Raw genomic sequence first — 19,420 nt, 5'->3', positions numbered from 1 at the left:
TCGTCCGACCGATTCGATCACAGCTCGTCGTCGATCGGGTTCAAGTTTTCGCGTCCGGTCAAATGCGCGATCGTATCGGCCAGCAGCTCGATCTCCTGCTCGATGTCGCGCAAGCTCGCCGTTTCCACCGGCGCGTGCATATAACGCAGCGGGAGCGAGACGAGCGCGATCGGCACGCCGCGGCCGGTCGTGCGGATCATGTCCGCGTCCGTACCGGTTTTGCGCGGCGTCAGCTCGTATTGCAGCGGGATGCCGAGCCGAGCCGCGCTCCGTTCGAGCAGACGGTTGATTTTCCGGTTGATCGGCGCCCCCTTGGCGAGCACCGGCCCGCCGTCCAGCTCGATCGTCTCGTGCTTGGACGTCGACCCCGGATAATCGGTCGCGAACGTGACGTCCGTCGCGATCGCCATCGTCGGGTTCAAGCCCGCGGCCGCGAAGTAGGCGCCGCCCATGTTCGTCTCCTCGTTGACCGTGCTCGCCGCGTAGACGCCGACCTGGGCGCCGCGCTCGCGCACCCGCCGCAGCGTCTCCGCCACGATGAATGCTCCGGTCCGGTTGTCGAGGCCGCGGCCGCTGACCCGGTCGTGCAGGAGCAGCTCCGGTTCCCGCTTGTATACCGCCAAATCGCCCACCTGCACGATGCCCGCCAAGTCTTCCTTGCTTTTCGCGCCGCAGTCGATGCACAGATCGCCGAATTCGAAATCGTCCTTCAACCCGCCGTGATGCTGGGCGTTCGCGCCGATGACGCCGACGATCCGGCCCCCGGTTCCGAGAATGTCCACCTTCATGCCGACCGCCAGCTTTTGGCTGATGCCGCCCAGCGCGTCGACGTAGACGAATCCTTTGTCGTCGATGCGGCTGACGATAAGACCGATCTCGTCGCAATGGCCGGCGAGCAGCACTTTGAACGGCGCATCCGGGTTCAGCACGCCGATCGCGTTCCCGGCCAAATCGGTGCGCACTTCGTGGGCGAACGGCTTCACGTATTCGATCCATTTCCGCTGCACGCCCCATTCCTGCCCCGACGGCGAAGGCGTCGCCAGCAAGTCGAGCAAAAATTGTTTCGCTTGTTCGTTCATCGCGTATATACTTCCTTTCCTCTGCCCGAATTCATCGTCCTCCCGCCCGACGCCGGCGCAGCCGCCGGCATGGCGGTATTGTTCACAGGAGGCGGACGGATCTCCTATGCATTATCCCCATCATAGCCGCATTTGGTTCGTTTTGCCACTGTCCGGACGCGAATTCGGACTGGAACAAGGCGAATCGCGGGTGGCGCCCGGCACCGAACTTTTGGTAAGATGGGAATACATTGCTGATAAAGGTCGTGAAAACCGATGGGAGTCAAGTACAACCGCGAATACCGGGATATCGTCCGCGATCTCGGGCATGCGATCGGACAAATCGACAATTGCTACGAAGCGTTCGAGATGGAGCGCGCGGATTGGGACGCCTTGGACCGCGAGGAGCAGATCGAGTTCATGCGCACGCTGGCCGACGACATCTTCTATGGACTCGGCACCGAGCCTTCCATCGAGGTCGGCGAGGGCAAGGTGCAGTACGATCCGTCCAACCATATTATCAAAGTGTGGACGGAGTCGCAGATCGTTCATCTGGTCAAGCTGATTTGACGAAAGAACGGCCTTACCGAAGCGAAAGGGAGCCTGAAGGCGCGATGCCGGGGCTCCCTTTTTTTGAAGTTGCTACGGCCGGGACGGTCGGACCGTTCCCCCTGCCGCCTGCCGCTAGTTGTTGTGAACTTGTTGCGATTCGCTGCGACTTTGACGACTTTTTTCATCTCCCGCCCTAAGCCGTGTATAATGTGGGAAATAAGGCATTACGATTCGCAAACGGAAAGGATGGGCGGCATGCCGCAAACGTTATTGCTGGTCGACGACGAGGAGCAAGTGCTCGAGGTGATGCAGTCGTTTTTGCGCCAGGAAGGGTTCGCGATTCATACGGCCACGACGGGCAAGGAGGCTCTCCGGCTGGCGAAAGACAAAAAGCCGGATCTCGTCGTGCTCGACTGGATGCTGCCGGAGACGAGCGGTATCGAGGTGTGCCGGGAGCTTCGCGCGACAAGCCGCGTCGGCATTATCATGGTGACGGCGCGGGCGGAGGAGACGGACAAAATCGTCGGACTCGAGGTCGGCGCCGACGACTACATGACGAAGCCGTTCTCGCTCCGGGAGCTGTCGGCCCGCATCCGATCGGTGCTTCGCCGGCTCGAAGGCCGGGACGAGCCGGAGCGGCACATCCGGCGCGGCGAGCTGACGATCTCGGAATCGGAGTGCCGCGTCTGGAAAGGCGGCCGGGAGCTGTCGCTCACGCCGACGGAATTCAAGCTGCTGCTGACGCTGGCGGCCAAGCCGGGCATCGTCTACAGCCGGCTGCAGCTGCTGCAGGCCGCACTGGAGGACGACCTGTGGAACGACGAACGAACGGTGGACGCCCACGTTAGCCGGATTCGCAAAAAAATCGACGACGATCCCTCGAATCCCGCTTATATCCAAACCGTGTACGGGTTCGGCTACCGGTTCGGTGACCGCCGATGAGCGTCAGCCGCAAGCTGTTCGTCGCCATGGCCTCGTTCATCGCCGCCATGACGCTGCTGTTCGCTTTCGTGACGCAAGTCGTCCAAAAAGACGTGCTCGACGTCATGGTCGGCGCCGTCGGATGGAAAAAAGCCGAAGCGTTGGCCGATTCGCTCATCGACTATTACGAGCATAACGGCCGTTCCTGGACAGGCGTCGAGCAATTCCGGCCGGCCGACGAATCGTGGAACGCCGAAGGAAACGCCTCCTTCCTTCTCCTTTCCACGGGTCAAGAAGTGCTGTACGCGGGTGGCGGCGAAAGCGCGGCGATCGTCAAACGATGGGGCGGCAGAACGATTTTGAGCCTGGAGGATCGGTCGATCGGCCTGCTTTATTACTACGATCCGGACGTCGCCTACTTGTCCAAACTGCGAACCGGGGTCCGGGATTCGATGACGTTTCTGCTCGCAGCGGGCGGCATCGCGTTCGTCCTCGTCTCCCTGATCGTCGCCTACGCGCTGTCCAGAACGTTGACGGCTCCGCTCCGCCGGCTTTTGCCTGCCATCGAACGGCTCGGCAAAGGGGAATTCGGCGTGCAGGCACCGGTCCGGAGCGGCGACGAGTACGGAAAAGTCGCCGCCGCGTTCAACCTGATGTCGCGGCAGCTGGAGCGGACCGAGAAGGCGCGGCGCCATCTCGTCGCGGACGTCGCTCACGAGCTGCGGACGCCGATCACGATATTGCGCGGCAAGCTCGAGCTCGTCCAGCAAAGCGGCCGACCGGTCGAGCCGGAGAACCTGCTTCCGCTGCAGGACGAGCTGATCCGCCTGACGCGGCTCGTGGACGATCTGCATCAGCTGTCGCTGGCCGAGGCCGGGAAGCTTCCGTTCGAACGGAAGCCGACCTCAATGCCGGCTTTGCTCCGGCGCGTCGTCGACCGAATCGCTCCGGAGGCGGAAAGCAAGCGGATCGACGTCACCCTTTCCGGTACGGACGAGGGCGAGCCGATATGGGTCGATCCGAACCGGATCATGCAAGTGTTTCTCAATTTGCTCATGAATGCCGTGAGATACACCCCGTCTGGCGGCTCCATCCGCATCGCGATCGAACGGCTGCCGAATGAAGGCGGCGGCTTTCTGGAAATCCGGGTGATCGATACCGGCATCGGCATCGCGCCCGAGCATCTCCCCCTCCTGTTCGACCGGTTTTACCGGACCGACGAAGCCCGCGCCCGCAACAGCGGCGGCACGGGACTCGGACTCGCCATCGCCAAGGAGCTCGTGCAGCTGCACGGCGGTACGATCGAGGCGGAAAGCGTCCCGGATCGCGGGACGACGTTCGTCGTCCGGCTGCCGCAGACTCGGCCCCAATAATTTATTGCACAATAAAAGCGCCCCTGCCGAATCCAATCGGTGGCGGTGCGCCAATAGCGTCGACGGGCGATATGTACCGGAAGCCGGCCTTCATTCCGACTCCGGCCGGCTCCCGAACGGGCCGAACGGACGAGACGAACGATGGGGCACCGGCTGACGGGCGTCGTCCGTTTTTTTGCAGCGGAACACCCAGGCCGGCGGCACGTTCATCCACGTATAATCCGTCTCCATCGACGGGAAGTACGTCTTGAATTTCTTTTTGAGCAGCGGCGTGTATTGGAAGGCGACGAACGATCCGTCCGGCGCCAGCGCATCGTGAATCGCTTGGAGCAGCCGACTTTGCAGGTCGTCGGAGAAGTTGGCGAACGGAAGGCCGGATACGATCAAATCGAAGGGGAGGCCTTCCTCCCGCACGACCTCGTCCAACCGGAGCGCATCGTCCAGCACGGGAAGGCCGGGATAGCGGTGGCGCAAGCTTTCGCGGAACGATTCGTTTTGCTCGAACAGGTAAAGCCGGCTGTCGGGGCTGCGATGAAGCTGAAGATGGCGCGTAAAGACGCCTGTCCCCGGTCCCAGCTCCGCGATCCGGAGCATCTTGTCCCACGGCAGCGTTGCCGGGAGCATGGTGCGGGTCAAAAAAACCGAGCTCGGCACGATGCTGCCCACTTGCCCCGCATTGGCCAAAAATTCGCTGAAAAACGACGGCTTCTTCATTCGAATCGATCCCTACTTTCTTTTCCAACAAAGAGTAGATGGCGAAAAAGGAAGCGAAGCACGGCGCCGGATGAAGACGAATACGCGGCCGGCGAATACGGCTTTCCGGCCCCCGGTCCGTCGGCGCGGCGAGCGGCCGCAACCCCGATCGATCGGGACCGCGAGCCGGCCGAAGCGCTTGTCGGCAAGGAGCCCTCGTCCGGTTGTAAACGTTAACATAGGAGTTTGTTTACTACGGTATCATTACATTTCGAATGTGTCAACGTCACGCCGCTCCCCGAAACGAGCGAAAAGGCAAGGCGGACGACGCCTTGCCTTTCTCCGCATGCAACCGCGTCCGCCGTGGTCCTCAGAACGGCTTCACGACCATCAGGACGAGTACGGCCAGCGGCATCAGCGATGCAAGCAGCCCGACGTTGTCCCACGTCCGGGACGCTTTCCGGTATCGCGGCGTCAGCTTTCCTTCGCGGAGCGACCGCTCGCTCTCCCGAATCATGATCCGCTGATTCGGGATGAGCACCGCCGCCCACAGCAGCCCGGTCAAGACGAACAGGGCGAGCGACACGGTCATCCAGTTCCAGTCGGCGTGGGAATAGCCGAGCTGGCCCGCCATCATTTCTCCCGTACCGATCAGGAGCACGATTCCCGGCAGCGTGAACGCGTAGTCCGCGATCATGACGTTTTTCGCCGTCCGGTGAATATGGGACAGCTCTCCGCTCCGTTCGGCCCGTATTTTCCAAAACGCGGCCGTCACTACGTTCCCGATGAACATCACCGCCCCAAGCACATGAAGAAGCAGCAGCCATTTCATATGAGTTCCTCCCTGCCTATTGTCGATTTATTCCCATTATAATCGAAACGGCAGCCGCGGGAAGGTGAAGCAAGTCAGCGGGACGCGGTGACCAAAGTCACCTTCGCTTCGTTCGAGCCGGATGAGCCGTGACGAACGCGTCGGTCCCTCCTCCAGGATGTTCCGGAACCGATGTCGGAACCACCTCCCGACGAAAAACGCCGGAGCGTGGTTCTTTCTTTCCCTCCCCGGTCTGTGTCATGATGAAGGCGGGGGGATGCTTATGTTTAACGACTTCGAGCTCACGGACGACCGGCCGGTCTATATCCAGGTGAAAGATTACTTGAAACGTCTGATTGGTAAGGGCTCCCTGCGACCCGGACAGAAGCTGCCCTCCACGCGCGAGCTCGGCTTGCTGCTCTCCGTCAGCCGCAACACCGTGATCGCCGCCTACGCCGAGCTGGAGAGCGACGGGTTCGTCTATGCCGTACGGGGAAAAGGCAGCTATGTCGCGGCCGTTTCCGCACCCCCGGAAGCAGCCGCTCCGCCCTTCGAAATCGACTGGCTTTCCCGCATTAACGGATACGCCCGGCAAGCCGTGGAGCTGGACCGAATGAAAAACGGCATTCGCGCGGACAAAAACGTGATATCGTTCACCAGCATTGCGCCCGACGAGAAGTTGTTCGATTTGGAGCAAGTCAAGCGCGCTTTTCTTGACCGCATGGCGATCGAAGGGAACGTTCTGCTCAATTACGGCTACGCGAAAGGCTATAAGCCGCTTATCGATTATTTGTTGACCTACATGGAGCGCAAGGGCGTCGATCTGAGCGGGAAAGATATGCTGATTACGAGCGGCTTCACGGAAGCGTTCGACATCGTCCTGTCCGCCCTGCGCCGAAAAGAAGGCGGGTCGGTCCTATGCGAAAACCCGACCCACTACACCGCGATCAAAAACTTCAAGCTGAACGGCTACGACATTACCGGCATTCCGATGGAGCAAGACGGCATTCATCTGAGCGCGCTGGAACGCGCCTTATCGGAACGGACGTACGATTGCGCCTATTTGATCCCGTCCTATCACAATCCTACCGGAATCGTAACGTCCCCCGCCAAACGAATGGCGGTCATGCAGCTGATGGCCCGCCACGGCGTTCCGGTCATCGAAGACGGGTTTAACGAAGAGCTGCGATATTCGGGCTCGCACGTTTCTCCTTTAATCGCAACGGCGGGGCGAGGCAACGGCGTCATTTATCTCGGCAGCTTCTCCAAAGTGCTCTTCCCCGGCCTCCGGGTAGGCTGGGTGCTGGCGGACCGCCGGCTCGTCGACAGCCTGGAAAGCATCAAACGCTCCCGCAGCATCCACACCTCGACGCTGGATCAGTCGCTGCTTTATCAATATTTGCAAAACGGCAATTTCGAGAAATATTTGAAAAAGGCCCGCTCCGAATATAAACGAAAATACGAGTGGACGAAGCTTTGCTGCGAAACGCATCTCCCTTACAAACGACTATCGGGGGACGGAGGCTTGCATCTGTTTGTCGAATTCGAGGCGCATTTCGATACGACGGCGCTGCTTCGCGCCTGCGCGGACCAAGGCGTCATCTTTACGCCGGGGGATATGTTCTACACCGACGGCGGGGGCCGGCATACGATGCGGCTCGGATTTTCGAGAGTGAGCGATGAGCATATCGCGAGAGGGCTTGCCATCATCGGCCGAACGGCCAGACGGATGTTGGAATAACGAAACTCGGAACGGATGGTGACTTGTTGTGAGCCAGAACTATATGACGCGGCGCGTCCGGGACATTCCGCCTTCCGGCATTCGCGCCTTTTTCGAACGGTCGGGGGAGAATCCGGATACGATTTCGCTCGGGATCGGAGAACCGGATTTCGTTACGCCGGAGCATGTCCGGGCGGCCTGCATTCGCGCCCTGCATGAAGGAAAAACGAAGTACACCCCGAATGCCGGTCTGTACGAGCTGCGGGAGGAAATCGCTTCGTATTTGCATGACGGTTTCGGTCTGCACTATGAACCCGCGAACGAGATGCTGGTCACGGTCGGCACGAGCGAAGCGGTCGATTTGGCGCTTCGGGTACTGGTGGAGCCGGGCGACGAAGTGCTGATTCATACTCCCTGTTATATCGCCTACTCCCCTCTCGCCCATCTTCATGGCGCTCGAGTCGTGGAAGTGCAAACGACCGCGGAGGAGCGATTCAAGCTGACGGCTAGGGCGCTGGCCGAGTCGTTGACGCCCCGATCGAAGGTGCTCGTCGTCAATTTCCCGAACAACCCGACGGGCGCGGTGATGACGGAGGACGATTGGCGGCCGGTTGCCGAGTTGGCCGTGCGAAACGACCTGATCGTCATCTCGGATGAAGTGTACGCCGAGCTCGCTTACGGAACGCGGCATGTCAGCATCGCTTCGCTTCCGGGCATGAAGGAGCGGACGATCGTCATTAACGGCTTCTCCAAAGCGTTCGCGATGACGGGATGGCGGATCGGCTATGCGTGCGGCGGCCGGGAGCTGATCGGCGGCATGCTCAAAATCCATCAATACACGGCGATGTGCGCACCGGTTCTCGGACAAATCGCCGCCATGGAATCGCTGCGCAACGGACAGGCCGCGAAGGAAGCGATGAAAGCGGCGTTCGACGAGCGCAGGCGGACGTTCGTCGGCGGTTTGAGAGCAATCGGACTGCCGTGTCACGAGCCGCAAGGCGCCTTCTATGCGTTCCCTTCCATCGCGCACACGGGGCTAACCTCCGAACGATTCGCCCGGCTGCTGCTGGAGGAAGCGGGAGTAGCGGTCGTTCCGGGTCATGTGTTCGGAACGGGAGGAGAAGGCCATATCCGATGTTCGTATGCGGTTTCCGCACCGCAGCTTGCCGAAGCGCTTGCGCGCATGGAACGGTTCGTTAGCGTACCGGAACAAGCTTCTTCCCGATAATATCGACCGCCCGATAACCCCGCTTGCAAGAGGGCGCGAATGGGACGAACCGGCATGCTCATACGATGGTAAGGTAGAAGCACCATTATCGCCATCATCGGCCGAAGCGCCGGAAGGAGGCTTCCGTGAACGATTTTCGCGACCGGACGTTTTGGAAGAAGCTCCGCTCCCAGGCCGACCGGACGTTGGGGGAGCAATTTTGGCAAGATATGTCCGGCTTGCTGCCGACCCAGCAGCCGCGAACGGACGTATACGCCACCGCGGACCGGCTGTACGTCGTCATCGAGCTTCCGGGCTGCAGGCCGGAGGAATCGGTCAAGCTGTCCGTGCACAAAAACGCGCTGCACGTCAGGGGCGACATCCCGTGCCGATATCCGATCGAGGAGGACGACCGGATCGTGGCCGAACGGTTTTTCGGGCAGTTTCACCGCGTCATCGACCTGCCTTCCGGCATTTCGGCGGAAGGGATGAAAGCCCGATACCGCGACGGGCTGCTGACGGTCGAGTTCGTCCGCCGAACCGAGCCCGATAACGCCGTCGACATCGCGATCGAGTCCGAGGAGCCGGCGGCGGAGGCCCGGGACGCCGAGCCGGTCCGTTCGGAACCGTCCGATCCGGCGGGCTTCTATTCCGAATAAGGAGGCGGCTCATGGTACGTATCCGTTTCGAATCGATCGAAGTCGAAAAGCTGTCCGACAGCTCGTCCATCCAGTCGGGCGTGAACGTCATCGTCGGACGTACGAGCCGCGACGAAACGAACGAAGGGTTCGGCTCGATCGGCGGCTGCGGCAACCGGGCGGAGGGCGGTCGACACGCCGTCCGGACGGGCCGGCCGGCACCACGTACGCAAGGTGCGGACTGATGGCGGCGTCGCTCTTCTCCCCCAATTTCGTCATTGGCCATATCCGGATCGGCAGCGTGGAAGGCGCGTCCTGCGTCAATATGGGCAACAACTTTCCTTCGCAATTTCAAAGCCATAAGAAGCACAATCAAGGCTTCGGCGAAGTAAGCGGCGACAACAATCGGCTGTCCGGCACGAGAGCGGCGCTCGACGACGCGGACTTCGTGGAATGGATGTCGGGCGAAGCGGCGTCGGACGTTCCCGAGCCCGTCCGGCGGTGGTTCGCCGAGCTCGTGCGCGATTCGGCGAAGCCGCAGCCGGACATCGGCAGCTAGCCGCCTACAGCAGGCCCGCTTGCCGAAAGACGGTCGGCGACCCGCACGACGCGCAGAACGCCGCGTCGGACCGGTTCACTTTCGAGCAGCCCTTGTGCAAAGGGCTCTTTTTTTTCGTGCATTTGTTGACGAGCGGAGCGCCGCACCGGACGCAATACTGGTCCGTCTTGTCCGGCTGGTGCCCGCACCGGATGCACGGATCTTTCTCTTCCTCCGCCATATCGATCCCTCCCGCATGCGCACGACCTGTTCCGATATCGTATGCGGGAAGCCGGGGAATTGACCGTGCCGCCGGCACCAAGCCGCCTCGCGCCGGGACTCGGACGATCGAGACGACGAAAGGGCCGCCCGCCATTCGGGCAGCCCTCCATTCGTTCGCGATTCGTTTCGCGCTCGCCCGCTCCGGCTAGCGCCGCTCCCGCTTCAGTCCCCGTGCCGGATCGGAATTTCTTTGACCGGCGACGCTTCCTCCTTCGGCATCGTCACCTCCACGACTCGCTGCCTGCACACCGCCTTCGTCCCGTCGACGCGGACCGGAACCGGCAGCTTGATCGTCTTCTCCCGCTCTCCGGGGAGACCGGTCACCTTCAGCTCGTGCGAATACGCAAACAGCCGGACGGCCCGGGGGTCGACGTCGGGCGAAAGCCGGATCCGGGCGATAATCGCCCGATGCGTCTCGAACACGCTGCAGGCGACTGCAGGCGACGTCGATTTGTTGTCCGGAGGCATCGGCCGCGCCTGATTGACGTTGACGTCCGGAACCGCTTTGGCGAGCACCTGCCGCACGTACTGATCCACCCACGGGATCGTGCCGGCGCCTCCGTTCCACGCCTCCTTCCATCCCCCGTCGCCGAAAAACCGGGTTTGAAAATCGTCCCAATCGAACGGGAACGCCGCTCCCGCCGGCTCCCCGTCGTTCGTCCGGCTCATCCGCCCCGCCTCCCCTTATCCGAATCGTGCGATCAACACGCCTTCGCCGCCCGCTGCGCGCTCAGGATAACGTCGCGGTCGTCGATCGGCGTATCGATCAGGTCGTTGTCGTAGATGACGTTGACGTTCCCTCTCACCTCGTTGCCGTCGCCCGTAACATCCGTAATGCTGGCGTTCGTCTTGCTGTGCGAGCTCCAGCCGTACTGCAGGTTCGTGCCGACGAAAATGCCGGCGTTCGTGCCGATCGAGTTGACGACGATGCGGTCGAATTGGACCAGAAGCTTCGTATCGGACATCGGTTGTCGGCGTCCTCCTTACGATTGGATGCTCGGACCGCCATCCCTCTCGAAGCCGTCCAAAATGAGCGTATCCAAAAAATCGTTATCCGACAGCAGGTTCAAATTGCCCGCAATGGGGCCGCCGCCGCCGAACGCGTTGAAGATCGTCCCGATCGACATTTGGTTCTTGTTGTGCGAGTCCCAACCCGGCGCCGCCGCTTCACCGATAAAGACGGCCGCGTTCGTCGCTTGGGCGTTCACGTATATTCCGTTAAAAATAATCGTGCCCGGCATGAAAGTTCCTCCAATCCGCTCCTTATTCGAACTATATGCCGCCGTACCGCTGTCCTATTCGTTTCCCGCCTTTCGGGAAGCATGTCTGGCGGGCGGCGCCCATATACTGTAAGAGACGAGTGTCTAATTCGGACGAACGAGGAACGAAACCCATGCTCAATTGGTTTGCGGGACGAGGCAAGCGGGACGAACCCCGTCCGGCGGGGGACGAGTTGCGCCGGCTGGAGCAGCATATCGAACGGCTCGAACGGACGCTGCAGGCGCTCGCGAACGAAACCCGCAAGCAGAGCGTCGTCGTACGGCAATTGCATATTCATCGGCCCGTCGTGGAAAACGTTACGTTCCGGCTCGACTCGCTCGATATCGACGAATTGAGCGGCTCGCTCAACCTGGGCAACAACTTCGACGTCCAGCTCGATCCCGACGCTCTTTTCGGACGCAAAAAGGAGTCGGCGAAACGGCCTCCCGGCGATGCCGGCGCCGGTCCGGACGCCGCTTCGCCGAAAAAGCCGGAAAAGCGGCGGGACGGGGCGACTCCCGAAGCCGCTTTTCGCCGGACGCCGTCGGGGTTTTCGGTCGACACGACGCCGTACGCGCACGCCGACCGCCCGGCCGCGCCCAACCGCGAGCCGCCGTCTTCGCGTAAGCTGTAGCAGAGAACGGGAAGGCGGTCGCCGTCACCCGGGAAGGAGCGAACGACGCCGTGACGTATTCCACGATCGTGTTCAAACAAATTAGCGTGCAGCAAATGAGCGGCAACAGCGGCGTATTCGTCGGCAACAACGACGCCTCGCTCTGGGGATCGTTCGGCAAGCAGCAAACCGGCGTTCAGGCGGACGGCGACGCTGTCCGCAACCGGACGTACTTTCGCGACAACGACGTCGTCGACATGGTCGCGATCGGTCCGTCCGCGTTTGCGAGCGGCTTCCGCCGCAGCCGTTCCGGTGCCGGCGGCAGGCCGAAAACGAACGGCCGCTCCGCTATGCGCGCTCGCGGCGGCCGACGGCCGAAACGGCGCAAAAGCCGATCCAACGCGAACACGACAAAAAAGAACCGATCGTCCCGCTGAGCCGGAACGTTCGGTTCTTCTCGTATACGGGGCCATCGTCCCGCATCCTCTTAATTGACGGACTTGCGCTCCGCTTGCGGCTTGACGTCGACGACGTTCTCCGCCTCGGCTTCCTGGATCATTTGCCGGCTTCCTTTGCGGAACTCCCGCATCGTGTCCCCGATCGCGCGCCCGAGCTGGGGAAGCTTGGACGGCCCGAACAGAAGCAAGCCGATCAGGACGATCAGAATAAGACCGGTCCACCCGATATTGAACGGCATATCAATTCCCTCCCTATGCTTGACCTCCGAATCGGCCGCCGCCCCTCCATCGGGATCCGGCCGCTTCCCGGGAAGCCTATACTTCCACGATAACAGACAGCCCGGCCCGGGGCAATCCCCCGGGCGGGCCAAATGCGCAAATTATTGAAATTTTACAATTACGCGATGTCGACGGCTTCGCCTCCGGCCACCGCCGAACGGGCTTCCGCCTCGGCGATGGCGAGCGCCATGAGCGAATCGGCCGGCGTCGAACGTTCGATCGGAAGGTCGTGCAGCACCGCGTCGGCGAAATAGCGGATTTCCCGATAATAGCCGGTATCCTTCGACAGCTCGGGGACGAACCCTTTGCCGTCCTTCGGGTTATCGCGCAGCGTCCGTTTCTCGAAGACGAGATTGCCGCCTTCGAAATTGACACGGAACGACATTTCGAAGCCGAACTCGCCCTGAAGCGTCCGGTCGCACTGCGTGCTGACCACTTTCCGGTCCGGATACGCGTAATGGGTCGAGATGATGTCGAACGTGCTGCCGGGCAGGACGTCGAGCGCTTGCGTCGATACCGACTGCGGCGTGCCGAACAGCCAGTTGACCATGTCGATGTCGTGGATGTGCAGGTCGTATAGCCCTCCTCCGCTCGTCTCTCCGCGTACCATCCAATCGTTGTACGTCCATTTCGGCGGATTGCCGCCGCGGAAAAAATGCGCCGACAGCACGCGGCCGTACCGCCCGCTCTCCACCGTTTCCTTCAAATATTCGTACTCCGGCCAAAACCGCAGCACTTGGGCGATCATCAGTTTCCTGCCGCTCTTCTCCGCCGCCTCCAGCATCCGCCGGCCCGCAGCCGTGCTGAGCGCCATCGGCTTCTCGCATAGGACGTGCAGCCCGCGGCCGAGCGCCTTGACCGTCATTTCCTCGTGGAGGTAGCTCGGCATGGCGATGTCGACGATGTCGAACTCCTCCTCCGCCAGCATCCGGTCGAAGTCATGGTAAGCGCGATAACGGGACAAGTCGAATTCGTCGCCGCCCGACTGCAGATTGCCTTCGACGAATATGCCTTGAAACTTTTTCTCGTCCAAGTCGCAAATCGCCGTCACTTGGATCGGGTAGCCTTCGCGCTCCAGCCGCTCGTAGTTTCTCAAATGCATCCGCCCCATGAAGCCGAGGCCGACCAAGCCCACTTTCAACATATGCGTTCTCTCCTTCGATATGATGCGGCGACCGATGACGCGCGAGCCGCCGGTTTACACCGGAAACCGGACGGCGTTCGGCCGCGTCCAGACGAGGTGCTGGACGAACCCTTCGGCTACGGCGCAGCCGGCTTGAATGCCCCGCGTCTTGCCGAGCGTCGTGACGAAATCGACGATGTCGACGTTGTCGTGCTCCTTCAGCCAGGCGAGCTGGCTCTGATGCTTGCGCAGCATGTCGAGCTTCGTCTCCAGATGATCGGTCACGTCGACGTAGAACGTCGGCTCGAAGCCGAGGCAGGACAAATTGTCCATATAATACAGCCCCGGCACCTTGTCGGCCGCCGGATGGTTCGTCTTGAACCACGGCAGCGTAGCGAAAAACGTCGCATGGAAGACGAGCTGGCTGACCGCGATATGGTCCGGCATATAATCGTTCGGCGCATGGGTGATGACGATATCGGGCCGGGCGTACCGGACGAGGTCGATGAACGTCATCCGGTTCTCCTGGTTTTCGGCGATAATCTCCCCGTCGCCGAAGCCGAGCGAAATGACCTCGCTGCCGATAACCGCCCCGGCTTCCTGAGCCTCCTTGCGGCGAATCTCGGTCAGCTCCTCCGGCGGAATCGTATAGTGGCCTTTATCGCCTTTGCACGCGTGGCAAAGCACGATATGATGGCCGGCCTGCTTCAGCTTGGACAGCGTTCCGGCGCACGATATTTCGATGTCGTCCGGGTGCGCCCCGACGGCCAAAATATTCACTTGTACCGCCCCTTTCTTCGCGTCGTCAGTTCAATTCGGGCTCGAGCGGGCCGGCCAGCTCCCGCAGGAAAAACAGCTTCCCGGGAATCGTCGGCATATAGCTGGACGGCACCCATGGGTCCGGACCGTACTTCAACGTCGTAAGCAGCGACATGCCCTGCCACATCATGCCTCGACCGAGCGCCCCGTCGGCGCCGCCGATCGCGTAGTCCGCCTGCAGGAACAGTCCCGGCCCGATCGTGTTGGCGTAGCACGGCACGAGCGTCGTCCGGCTTTTGAAGCTCGTGATCGCGTTCTGCTCGATCGTAAGCGGGTGCAGCTTGGCGGCGATCCGGTGCGTATCCGCCCTCCACTCGGCTTCCGAAGCGTATTCTCCGGCGAAATGCGGCTCCCAGAACGCGATATGGAACACGCGTCCGATGCCGTACACGACGGCCAGCTTCGCCCCTTCGCCGCGCAGCTTGGCGATTTTGTCCGCGTAAGCCGGCAAGTTTTCCTTCGTCGCGAAATGACGCTGCGCGGCCGGAACGGTCAATTCGCCGAGCGGCGCGTAGAAGCTGTTCTCCATGGCGTATTGGAACGCGCCGGGGTTGGACGGCGGCAGCGTGTTGCCTTCGGCGTCGCTCCATTCGTCCATGTTGAAGCCGTATACGTGGGAAGCGCTCACGTTCCACGCCTGCAGGAAGTAGACGGTCCACTTGTACATCCCCATCGGCCCGACCGGCAAAATGATCGCGAGCTTCTCCCCCCGATCCCGCGTTTCGCGGATCAGCATCGCGATTTCGTGACCCATGTACGCGTCGAACTGCTCCAGGCTCGCGCACGGGACCGGGCGGAAGCCCGGATGCCAATGCGGCTCCGGCTTCAGCGCTTCGGCAGGGGGCGTGCCCGCACACCGGTCGATCTTCTCCAAGTCCCAGCCCGACGGGAAAAACGACTCCATCATCGAGCCTCGGATCGTCGTGAACAAGTTCATTCCCATTCCTCCTTCCGGCCGGCCCGTTCAAGCCAGCCAAGTCGTCAAATTGTCGATCGTCTCGCGGATATCTCTCGCCTGCTCCTCGCCGGAAATTTCCCGTTCGATGATCAGATCGCCGTCGTAGCCGATCGAACGAAGCTTGGCAAGAAACGCGGGGAAGTTCACCTTGCCGGTGCCGACGAGCACCTCTTTGCCGAGCAAGTCTCCGTTCGTCGGATAAAGCCCGTCCTTCACGTGCACGCAGCGCACGTACGAGCCGACGACGTCGAGCGCGTCGATCGGGTTGCCCTTGCCGTACAGGATCAAGTTCGCCGGATCGAGGTTGATGCCGAGATTGGACGTGCCGACCCGCTCGATCGTGCGCAGCAGCACGACCGGCGTCTCCTGGCCGGTCTCGAACCAGAAGCCGAGCCCTTTTCCTTCGCAATAGGCGGCCACCTCGCGGATCGCTTCGACGACGCCTTCGTAGTTCGGGTCCGTCATGTTTTCCGGGATGAAGCCGCAATGCGTGACGAGCGCGGGCGCGCCGATCCGCTCGGCGAAGTCGGCCCACCGCTTCAACGTGGCGACGCGCTCCTTGCGGTACGCTTCCGGCACGAGACCGAGCGTAACGGGCCCTTCCGTGAAGTTCCATTGGCCGGGACCGGCCACCCATCCCCACATGGCGCATATGCGCACGTTATGGTCGCGGGATTCGCGGATGACGGTGTCGGCGATTTCCGTCGTGCACAGCTCCGGATTCCAGCCGATCAGCTGGCAGACGTTCAAGCCGAATTGGCTCACATGCTCGAAGCAGTTGCCGCCGTTTTTCAAAATGTTGACGACGCCGATTTCCATCGCTAGCGCCCTCCGTTTCTGACTTGGATTCAACGTAATCATAACGTGAAGCGGGAACCCGATCTTTAGACGATGAAACGGCTTTTTTGCACATCCGGTTGTACAATCTTCCGAAATATTTGCATTTTCTTTCGCGCCGGACGATCCATTTTCCGACAAAGACAGGATTTTCTGATTTCATGTGGAATGTTAGACGAAAGAGAACGTTTTCAACGAAAAGGGGCGATACTCGACGATGCGGTTCCCACGTTACGAAATTCGCGAAGACATTCACATTCGCAAGCTGATCTCGTGCTATTATTTCGAGCTGTCCAAAAACTACAAGTATGCCGGCGAGAAGCACGACTTCTGGGAAATTTATTACGTGGACAAGGGCGAAATCGAGATCGATACGGATTCCGGCCACTTTTGCCTGAAGCAGGGCGACCTGCTCTTTCACGAGCCGGACGAATTTCATAGCCCGAAAAGCAACGGAAAAGTATCTCCGAACGTCTTCGTCGTCACGTTCGAATGCGAGTCCGAGCCGATGTCGTACTTTTTGCGGAACAAGCTGTTCCACCTGAACGGCAAGGAGCGCACCGTGCTCGCCCATCTTATGGAGGAAGGCTGGAACTCGTTCGGCCCGAGTCCGAAAGGAAGCGGCCGCATCCTGTACCCGCGGGAGGGCGCCCCGTTCGGCAGCGAGCAGCTGTTCAAGGTGCATCTGGAGACGCTGCTCATATACTTGATCCGGGCCGGCCACGGCAATTCGGACGTCGAGGCGACGCCGGTCCCCCGCGAGAAGCCGGAATCGGGCATGACCGACAAAATCATCTCGTACATGAGCGACCATCTCGGCGACAATTTGACGCTCGACCAGCTGTGCGACCATTTCGCCATCGGGCGCACCCAGATCAGCATCATGTTCAAGAAGCGGGTCGGCTGCGGCGTCATGGAATATATGAACCAGCTGAAAATCGACCGCGCCAAAACGCATATTCGCGAAGACGTCTACAATTTGACCGAAATATCCGAGCTGCTCGGCTACAGCAGCGTCCACTACTTCTCCCGCCACTTCAAAAAATCGACGGGCATGACGCCGTCGGAGTATGCGAAGACGCTGTCCGGCGGCTACACGCGGATTATGAAATAACGTTCGAGCGGTCGCCGACGTTTGCACAAAAAAAAACGAAAAGAAACACTCCTCATCGCGCCGTGTTGCGCAATGAGGAGTGTTTCCGCTTATCGGATCGATCGAAGCGTCATCCGAACAAAATTTCGCGATGGCTGCGGTGCGATTCGTACGTCCCGAGTATAATTTCGAGCGAGTGCTTGCCGTCGCGGCCGGTGACGATCGGCTGCCGGTCCTCGAGCACCGCGAGCGCCATGTCGCGGATTTGGACGGCGTGACCGTCCGGTACGACCTGGAACGGCGGGAACGCCGGAATGTCCGGCTGCTCGCCGATCAGGTCGAGCGTCGTGATTTCGTCTCCGGTAAGGACGATCGTCCCTTTGTCACCGTGCAGCACGATGCGATGGTCCGGCTGCTTGTACGCCGTCGTCGTCGCTTCGATCGAGCCGAGTGCGCCGTTCTTGAACTGCATCGAGACGACGGCGGTATCCTCCACCTCGATGGTTCGCAGCACGTTGCGCGCATAGCCGTGCAGCGAAGCGACCGGCCCGGCCAGCCATTGCAGCAGGTCGATCGTATGAATGCCCTGGTTCATCATCGCCCCGCCGCCGTCCATCGCCCACGTGCCCCGCCAGCCGGCGCTGTCGTAATACGCCTGGTCGCGGTAAAACTTGACGTAGCCCGAGCATAGGCTCAGCTTTCCGAGCTTGCCGTCGTCGACCAGCTTCTTCACGAATTGCGAAGATGGCGACATGCGCCGGGGGAATATCGCCGCCAGCTTGACGCCGATTTCCTCGCACGCCTCGACCATCCGCTCCGCGTCCGACAGCTGAATCGCCATCGGCTTCTCGCAGACGATATGCTTGCCCGCCTCCGCAGCGCGAATCGTCTGTTCCGCATGCATGCCGCTCGGCGTGCACAGGCAGACGACCTCGACGTCCGGGTCGGCGAGCAATTCGTCGTAATCCGTGTACGTTTTGACGCCGTATTTCGTTCCGTATTCCTCCGCTCGTTTCGCGTTCGCGTCGCAGACCGCGACGAGCTCGGCTTCCGGCGCCCGCTCGATGCCGATAAAGTGGCTGAACGAGATGCCGCCGCAGCCGACGACGGCAAAACGCACCTTGCGTTGGGGATGGCTCATTGGGGGTTCTCTGCTCCTTTGTTAATATCATTAATATTTTGTAGTGTTAATAACTCTCGCGTGTTCGTCCGCAAGCACGGCCGCCCGGCTCGTCTCGACGATATCCCGATGCGTAAGAATGCACGGCTTCCCTTCGATCCGATCGAGAAAGTCGCGCGTGATCGTAGCGGACAACGGCTCCGGCTCAACCCGGACGAACGGCTCGCCGTTCGTCACTTGGAAATACAGCTCCCCGTTCTTGTCGCAGGACGGGTCGCCGCTAAGCCTCAGCTCCGCGCAGCCTTCCGTGCCGGTGACGAAGATGCGGCAGTCGCCCCACGTCCAGCTTTTGTCGGGCGTATGCCAGTCCGCATACAGCTGCGCCATCGTCCCTCCTTCGAGCAGCACCTGGGCGCACGCCGTATCGTAGAACGTCGGATGCTCGGGCAGGATGTGCTTCGCCATCAACGTCTGCACGTAGCCGATTTCCTGGCCCGTCAGCCACCGGAGCAAATCGAAGTCGTGCACGAACAAGTCGATGACGATCCCCCCGTTCCGCTCCTTCGAGAAATGCCAGTCGTGGCGGGACGCGGGCGACAGCCGATGCGGCTTGCGCATCGAAATGGCGGCGATCCGCCCGAGCTTGCCGTCTTCGATCGCGCGCTTGAGCGCCGCCACCGACGGACGAAACCGCTCCGTCAGCAGCATGCCGATCGAGATGCGCCCGCGCGCGACGACCTCCTCGAGCCGGGCGAGCCCGTCGCGGCCGGTCGCAATCGGCTTGTCGAGCATGACGTGCTTGCCGTGCCGCTCGCACCATTCGATGACGTCAAGCTTGTCGCTGTTGACCGCCGACGAGCCGATGATCGTCACCGTTTCGTCCCGGAGCGGCTCGACGCCGTCCAGCAGCGGGATGCCGTGCTGGGAGGCGAGGCGCTCCGCGAGCGCGTTGCGCTCCGGGTCGTAGATGCCGGCGCACGTCGCGCCCGCCTCGATCATTTCGGTGACGAATGTGGCGATATGGCCGTGCTGGCAGCCGTAAATGCCGAATCGGATGGACATAGGGG

Annotated in this window: 25 protein-coding genes; 11 read left to right on the top strand and 14 right to left on the bottom strand. The window is 61.2% G+C overall.

Going from position 1 to position 19,420, the window contains the following annotated elements; translation table 11 throughout:
• Positions 1-17 precede the first annotated feature (17 nt).
• Positions 18-1,079, bottom strand: a complete 1,062-nt coding sequence (locus tag DLM86_RS06935) for a M20/M25/M40 family metallo-hydrolase (RefSeq protein ID WP_110839266.1) — start codon at positions 1,077-1,079, stop codon at positions 18-20.
• A 255-nt stretch (positions 1,080-1,334) separates the two neighbouring features.
• Here DLM86_RS06935 and DLM86_RS06930 point away from each other — a divergent pair, with 255 nt between their 5' ends.
• The 3 genes from DLM86_RS06930 to DLM86_RS06920 all read left to right on the top strand — a co-directional run bounded on the left by DLM86_RS06930 (position 1,335) and on the right by DLM86_RS06920 (position 3,904).
• Positions 1,335-1,628, top strand: a complete 294-nt coding sequence (locus tag DLM86_RS06930; protein WP_110839265.1) for a hypothetical protein — start codon at positions 1,335-1,337, stop codon at positions 1,626-1,628.
• Positions 1,629-1,865: 237 nt separating this feature from the next.
• On the top strand, positions 1,866-2,552 hold the full coding sequence (locus DLM86_RS06925; RefSeq protein ID WP_110839264.1) for a response regulator: 687 nt from the start codon (positions 1,866-1,868) through the stop codon (positions 2,550-2,552).
• Complete coding sequence (locus tag DLM86_RS06920) at positions 2,549-3,904, top strand: sensor histidine kinase (RefSeq protein ID WP_110839263.1); 1,356 nt, start codon at positions 2,549-2,551, stop codon at positions 3,902-3,904. The genes DLM86_RS06925 and DLM86_RS06920 overlap by 4 nt, the downstream gene beginning before the upstream one ends.
• A 90-nt stretch (positions 3,905-3,994) precedes the next feature.
• On the opposite strand, the gene DLM86_RS06915 is transcribed toward DLM86_RS06920, so the two are convergent.
• Both DLM86_RS06915 and DLM86_RS06910 read right to left on the bottom strand, forming a co-directional pair.
• On the bottom strand, positions 3,995-4,618 hold the full coding sequence (locus DLM86_RS06915; RefSeq protein WP_110839262.1) for a class I SAM-dependent methyltransferase: 624 nt from the start codon (positions 4,616-4,618) through the stop codon (positions 3,995-3,997).
• A 349-nt stretch (positions 4,619-4,967) separates the two neighbouring features.
• Entirely contained in the window at positions 4,968-5,429 is a 462-nt protein-coding gene (locus DLM86_RS06910) for a DUF2269 family protein (protein ID WP_110839261.1), read from the bottom strand.
• Between the two features lie 262 nt (positions 5,430-5,691).
• On the opposite strand from DLM86_RS06910, the gene DLM86_RS06905 reads away from it, so the two are divergent.
• From DLM86_RS06905 to DLM86_RS06885, 5 genes are all read left to right on the top strand, one after another.
• The gene (locus DLM86_RS06905) at positions 5,692-7,149 is read left to right on the top strand and encodes an aminotransferase-like domain-containing protein (protein WP_110839260.1); all 1,458 of its coding nucleotides are present in this window, start codon (positions 5,692-5,694) and stop codon (positions 7,147-7,149) included.
• A gap of 43 nt (positions 7,150-7,192) precedes the next feature.
• Positions 7,193-8,356, top strand: coding sequence for a pyridoxal phosphate-dependent aminotransferase (locus DLM86_RS06900; protein ID WP_110839750.1), 1,164 nt, complete (start codon positions 7,193-7,195; stop codon positions 8,354-8,356).
• A 125-nt stretch (positions 8,357-8,481) separates the two neighbouring features.
• Positions 8,482-8,994, top strand: coding sequence for an Hsp20/alpha crystallin family protein (locus tag DLM86_RS06895; protein ID WP_110839259.1), 513 nt, complete (start codon positions 8,482-8,484; stop codon positions 8,992-8,994).
• Between the two features lie 11 nt (positions 8,995-9,005).
• On the top strand, positions 9,006-9,218 hold the full coding sequence (locus DLM86_RS06890; protein ID WP_110839258.1) for a hypothetical protein: 213 nt from the start codon (positions 9,006-9,008) through the stop codon (positions 9,216-9,218).
• On the top strand, positions 9,218-9,532 hold the full coding sequence (locus tag DLM86_RS06885) for a hypothetical protein (protein WP_211326492.1): 315 nt from the start codon (positions 9,218-9,220) through the stop codon (positions 9,530-9,532). The genes DLM86_RS06890 and DLM86_RS06885 overlap by 1 nt, the downstream gene beginning before the upstream one ends.
• Positions 9,533-9,536: 4 nt before the next feature.
• Here DLM86_RS06885 and DLM86_RS31710 read toward each other — a convergent pair whose 3' ends face one another.
• From DLM86_RS31710 to DLM86_RS06865, 4 genes are all read right to left on the bottom strand, one after another.
• Complete coding sequence (locus DLM86_RS31710; RefSeq protein ID WP_146250166.1) at positions 9,537-9,752, bottom strand: double zinc ribbon domain-containing protein; 216 nt, start codon at positions 9,750-9,752, stop codon at positions 9,537-9,539.
• Between the two features lie 203 nt (positions 9,753-9,955).
• Positions 9,956-10,462: an Hsp20/alpha crystallin family protein gene (locus DLM86_RS06875; protein WP_110839256.1), complete on the bottom strand. Its 507-nt coding sequence runs from the start codon at positions 10,460-10,462 to the stop codon at positions 9,956-9,958.
• Positions 10,463-10,494: 32 nt separating this feature from the next.
• Positions 10,495-10,758 carry a hypothetical protein gene (locus tag DLM86_RS06870; protein WP_110839255.1) on the bottom strand — a complete coding sequence of 88 codons (264 nt, stop codon included), beginning with the start codon at positions 10,756-10,758 and terminating at the stop codon, positions 10,495-10,497.
• Between the two features lie 18 nt (positions 10,759-10,776).
• Positions 10,777-11,034: a hypothetical protein gene (locus DLM86_RS06865; protein ID WP_110839254.1), complete on the bottom strand. Its 258-nt coding sequence runs from the start codon at positions 11,032-11,034 to the stop codon at positions 10,777-10,779.
• A gap of 152 nt (positions 11,035-11,186) precedes the next feature.
• On the opposite strand from DLM86_RS06865, the gene DLM86_RS06860 reads away from it, so the two are divergent.
• Together DLM86_RS06860 and DLM86_RS06855 are read left to right on the top strand one after the other, a co-directional pair.
• A complete protein-coding gene (locus DLM86_RS06860) occupies positions 11,187-11,687 on the top strand; it encodes a hypothetical protein (RefSeq protein ID WP_110839253.1) in 501 nt (166 codons plus the stop codon).
• Positions 11,688-11,737: 50 nt separating this feature from the next.
• Positions 11,738-12,103 carry a hypothetical protein gene (locus DLM86_RS06855; protein WP_110839252.1) on the top strand — a complete coding sequence of 122 codons (366 nt, stop codon included), beginning with the start codon at positions 11,738-11,740 and terminating at the stop codon, positions 12,101-12,103.
• Between the two features lie 50 nt (positions 12,104-12,153).
• Here DLM86_RS06855 and tatA read toward each other — a convergent pair whose 3' ends face one another.
• From tatA to DLM86_RS06830, 5 genes are all read right to left on the bottom strand, one after another.
• Positions 12,154-12,363 carry a twin-arginine translocase TatA/TatE family subunit gene (tatA, locus tag DLM86_RS06850; RefSeq protein ID WP_110839251.1) on the bottom strand — a complete coding sequence of 70 codons (210 nt, stop codon included), beginning with the start codon at positions 12,361-12,363 and terminating at the stop codon, positions 12,154-12,156.
• A gap of 158 nt (positions 12,364-12,521) precedes the next feature.
• The gene (locus DLM86_RS06845; protein WP_110839250.1) at positions 12,522-13,547 is read right to left on the bottom strand and encodes a Gfo/Idh/MocA family protein; all 1,026 of its coding nucleotides are present in this window, start codon (positions 13,545-13,547) and stop codon (positions 12,522-12,524) included.
• Between the two features lie 54 nt (positions 13,548-13,601).
• Positions 13,602-14,306, bottom strand: coding sequence for a PIG-L deacetylase family protein (locus DLM86_RS06840; RefSeq protein ID WP_110839249.1), 705 nt, complete (start codon positions 14,304-14,306; stop codon positions 13,602-13,604).
• A 25-nt stretch (positions 14,307-14,331) separates the two neighbouring features.
• A complete protein-coding gene (locus DLM86_RS06835; protein WP_110839248.1) occupies positions 14,332-15,282 on the bottom strand; it encodes a sugar phosphate isomerase family in 951 nt (316 codons plus the stop codon).
• A 27-nt stretch (positions 15,283-15,309) separates the two neighbouring features.
• Positions 15,310-16,122 carry a sugar phosphate isomerase/epimerase family protein gene (locus DLM86_RS06830; RefSeq protein WP_110839247.1) on the bottom strand — a complete coding sequence of 271 codons (813 nt, stop codon included), beginning with the start codon at positions 16,120-16,122 and terminating at the stop codon, positions 15,310-15,312.
• Positions 16,123-16,357: 235 nt separating this feature from the next.
• Here DLM86_RS06830 and DLM86_RS06825 point away from each other — a divergent pair, with 235 nt between their 5' ends.
• A complete protein-coding gene (locus DLM86_RS06825; RefSeq protein ID WP_110839246.1) occupies positions 16,358-17,254 on the top strand; it encodes an AraC family transcriptional regulator in 897 nt (298 codons plus the stop codon).
• A 109-nt stretch (positions 17,255-17,363) separates the two neighbouring features.
• Here DLM86_RS06825 and DLM86_RS06820 read toward each other — a convergent pair whose 3' ends face one another.
• Complete coding sequence (locus DLM86_RS06820) at positions 17,364-18,374, bottom strand: Gfo/Idh/MocA family protein (protein WP_110839245.1); 1,011 nt, start codon at positions 18,372-18,374, stop codon at positions 17,364-17,366.
• A gap of 30 nt (positions 18,375-18,404) precedes the next feature.
• Entirely contained in the window at positions 18,405-19,415 is a 1,011-nt protein-coding gene (locus DLM86_RS06815; protein WP_110839244.1) for a Gfo/Idh/MocA family protein, read from the bottom strand.
• Between the last annotated feature and the right edge of the window lie 5 nt (positions 19,416-19,420).

It is taken from the genome of Paenibacillus flagellatus (assembly GCF_003217775.1).
Lineage (GTDB): Bacteria > Bacillota > Bacilli > Paenibacillales > NBRC-103111 > Paenibacillus_AB > Paenibacillus_AB flagellatus.
The sequence above is the reverse complement of the archived record's forward strand: the minus strand, read 5'-3'. Positions and strand labels throughout refer to the sequence as shown.

Coding starts and splice junctions, on each gene's coding strand:
- DLM86_RS06935 (WP_110839266.1), bottom strand. CDS start 1,079: ATGAACGAACAAGCGAAACAATTTTTGCTCGACTTGCTGGCGACGCCT.
- DLM86_RS06930 (WP_110839265.1), top strand. CDS start 1,335: ATGGGAGTCAAGTACAACCGCGAATACCGGGATATCGTCCGCGATCTC.
- DLM86_RS06925 (WP_110839264.1), top strand. CDS start 1,866: ATGCCGCAAACGTTATTGCTGGTCGACGACGAGGAGCAAGTGCTCGAG.
- DLM86_RS06920 (WP_110839263.1), top strand. CDS start 2,549: ATGAGCGTCAGCCGCAAGCTGTTCGTCGCCATGGCCTCGTTCATCGCC.
- DLM86_RS06915 (WP_110839262.1), bottom strand. CDS start 4,618: ATGAAGAAGCCGTCGTTTTTCAGCGAATTTTTGGCCAATGCGGGGCAA.
- DLM86_RS06910 (WP_110839261.1), bottom strand. CDS start 5,429: ATGAAATGGCTGCTGCTTCTTCATGTGCTTGGGGCGGTGATGTTCATC.
- DLM86_RS06905 (WP_110839260.1), top strand. CDS start 5,692: ATGTTTAACGACTTCGAGCTCACGGACGACCGGCCGGTCTATATCCAG.
- DLM86_RS06900 (WP_110839750.1), top strand. CDS start 7,193: ATGACGCGGCGCGTCCGGGACATTCCGCCTTCCGGCATTCGCGCCTTT.
- DLM86_RS06890 (WP_110839258.1), top strand. CDS start 9,006: ATGGTACGTATCCGTTTCGAATCGATCGAAGTCGAAAAGCTGTCCGAC.
- DLM86_RS06885 (WP_211326492.1), top strand. CDS start 9,218: ATGGCGGCGTCGCTCTTCTCCCCCAATTTCGTCATTGGCCATATCCGG.
- DLM86_RS31710 (WP_146250166.1), bottom strand. CDS start 9,752: ATGGCGGAGGAAGAGAAAGATCCGTGCATCCGGTGCGGGCACCAGCCG.
- DLM86_RS06875 (WP_110839256.1), bottom strand. CDS start 10,462: ATGAGCCGGACGAACGACGGGGAGCCGGCGGGAGCGGCGTTCCCGTTC.
- DLM86_RS06870 (WP_110839255.1), bottom strand. CDS start 10,758: ATGTCCGATACGAAGCTTCTGGTCCAATTCGACCGCATCGTCGTCAAC.
- DLM86_RS06865 (WP_110839254.1), bottom strand. CDS start 11,034: ATGCCGGGCACGATTATTTTTAACGGAATATACGTGAACGCCCAAGCG.
- DLM86_RS06860 (WP_110839253.1), top strand. CDS start 11,187: ATGCTCAATTGGTTTGCGGGACGAGGCAAGCGGGACGAACCCCGTCCG.
- tatA (WP_110839251.1), bottom strand. CDS start 12,363: ATGCCGTTCAATATCGGGTGGACCGGTCTTATTCTGATCGTCCTGATC.
- DLM86_RS06845 (WP_110839250.1), bottom strand. CDS start 13,547: ATGTTGAAAGTGGGCTTGGTCGGCCTCGGCTTCATGGGGCGGATGCAT.
- DLM86_RS06835 (WP_110839248.1), bottom strand. CDS start 15,282: ATGAACTTGTTCACGACGATCCGAGGCTCGATGATGGAGTCGTTTTTC.
- DLM86_RS06830 (WP_110839247.1), bottom strand. CDS start 16,122: ATGGAAATCGGCGTCGTCAACATTTTGAAAAACGGCGGCAACTGCTTC.
- DLM86_RS06825 (WP_110839246.1), top strand. CDS start 16,358: ATGCGGTTCCCACGTTACGAAATTCGCGAAGACATTCACATTCGCAAG.
- DLM86_RS06820 (WP_110839245.1), bottom strand. CDS start 18,374: ATGAGCCATCCCCAACGCAAGGTGCGTTTTGCCGTCGTCGGCTGCGGC.
- DLM86_RS06815 (WP_110839244.1), bottom strand. CDS start 19,415: ATGTCCATCCGATTCGGCATTTACGGCTGCCAGCACGGCCATATCGCC.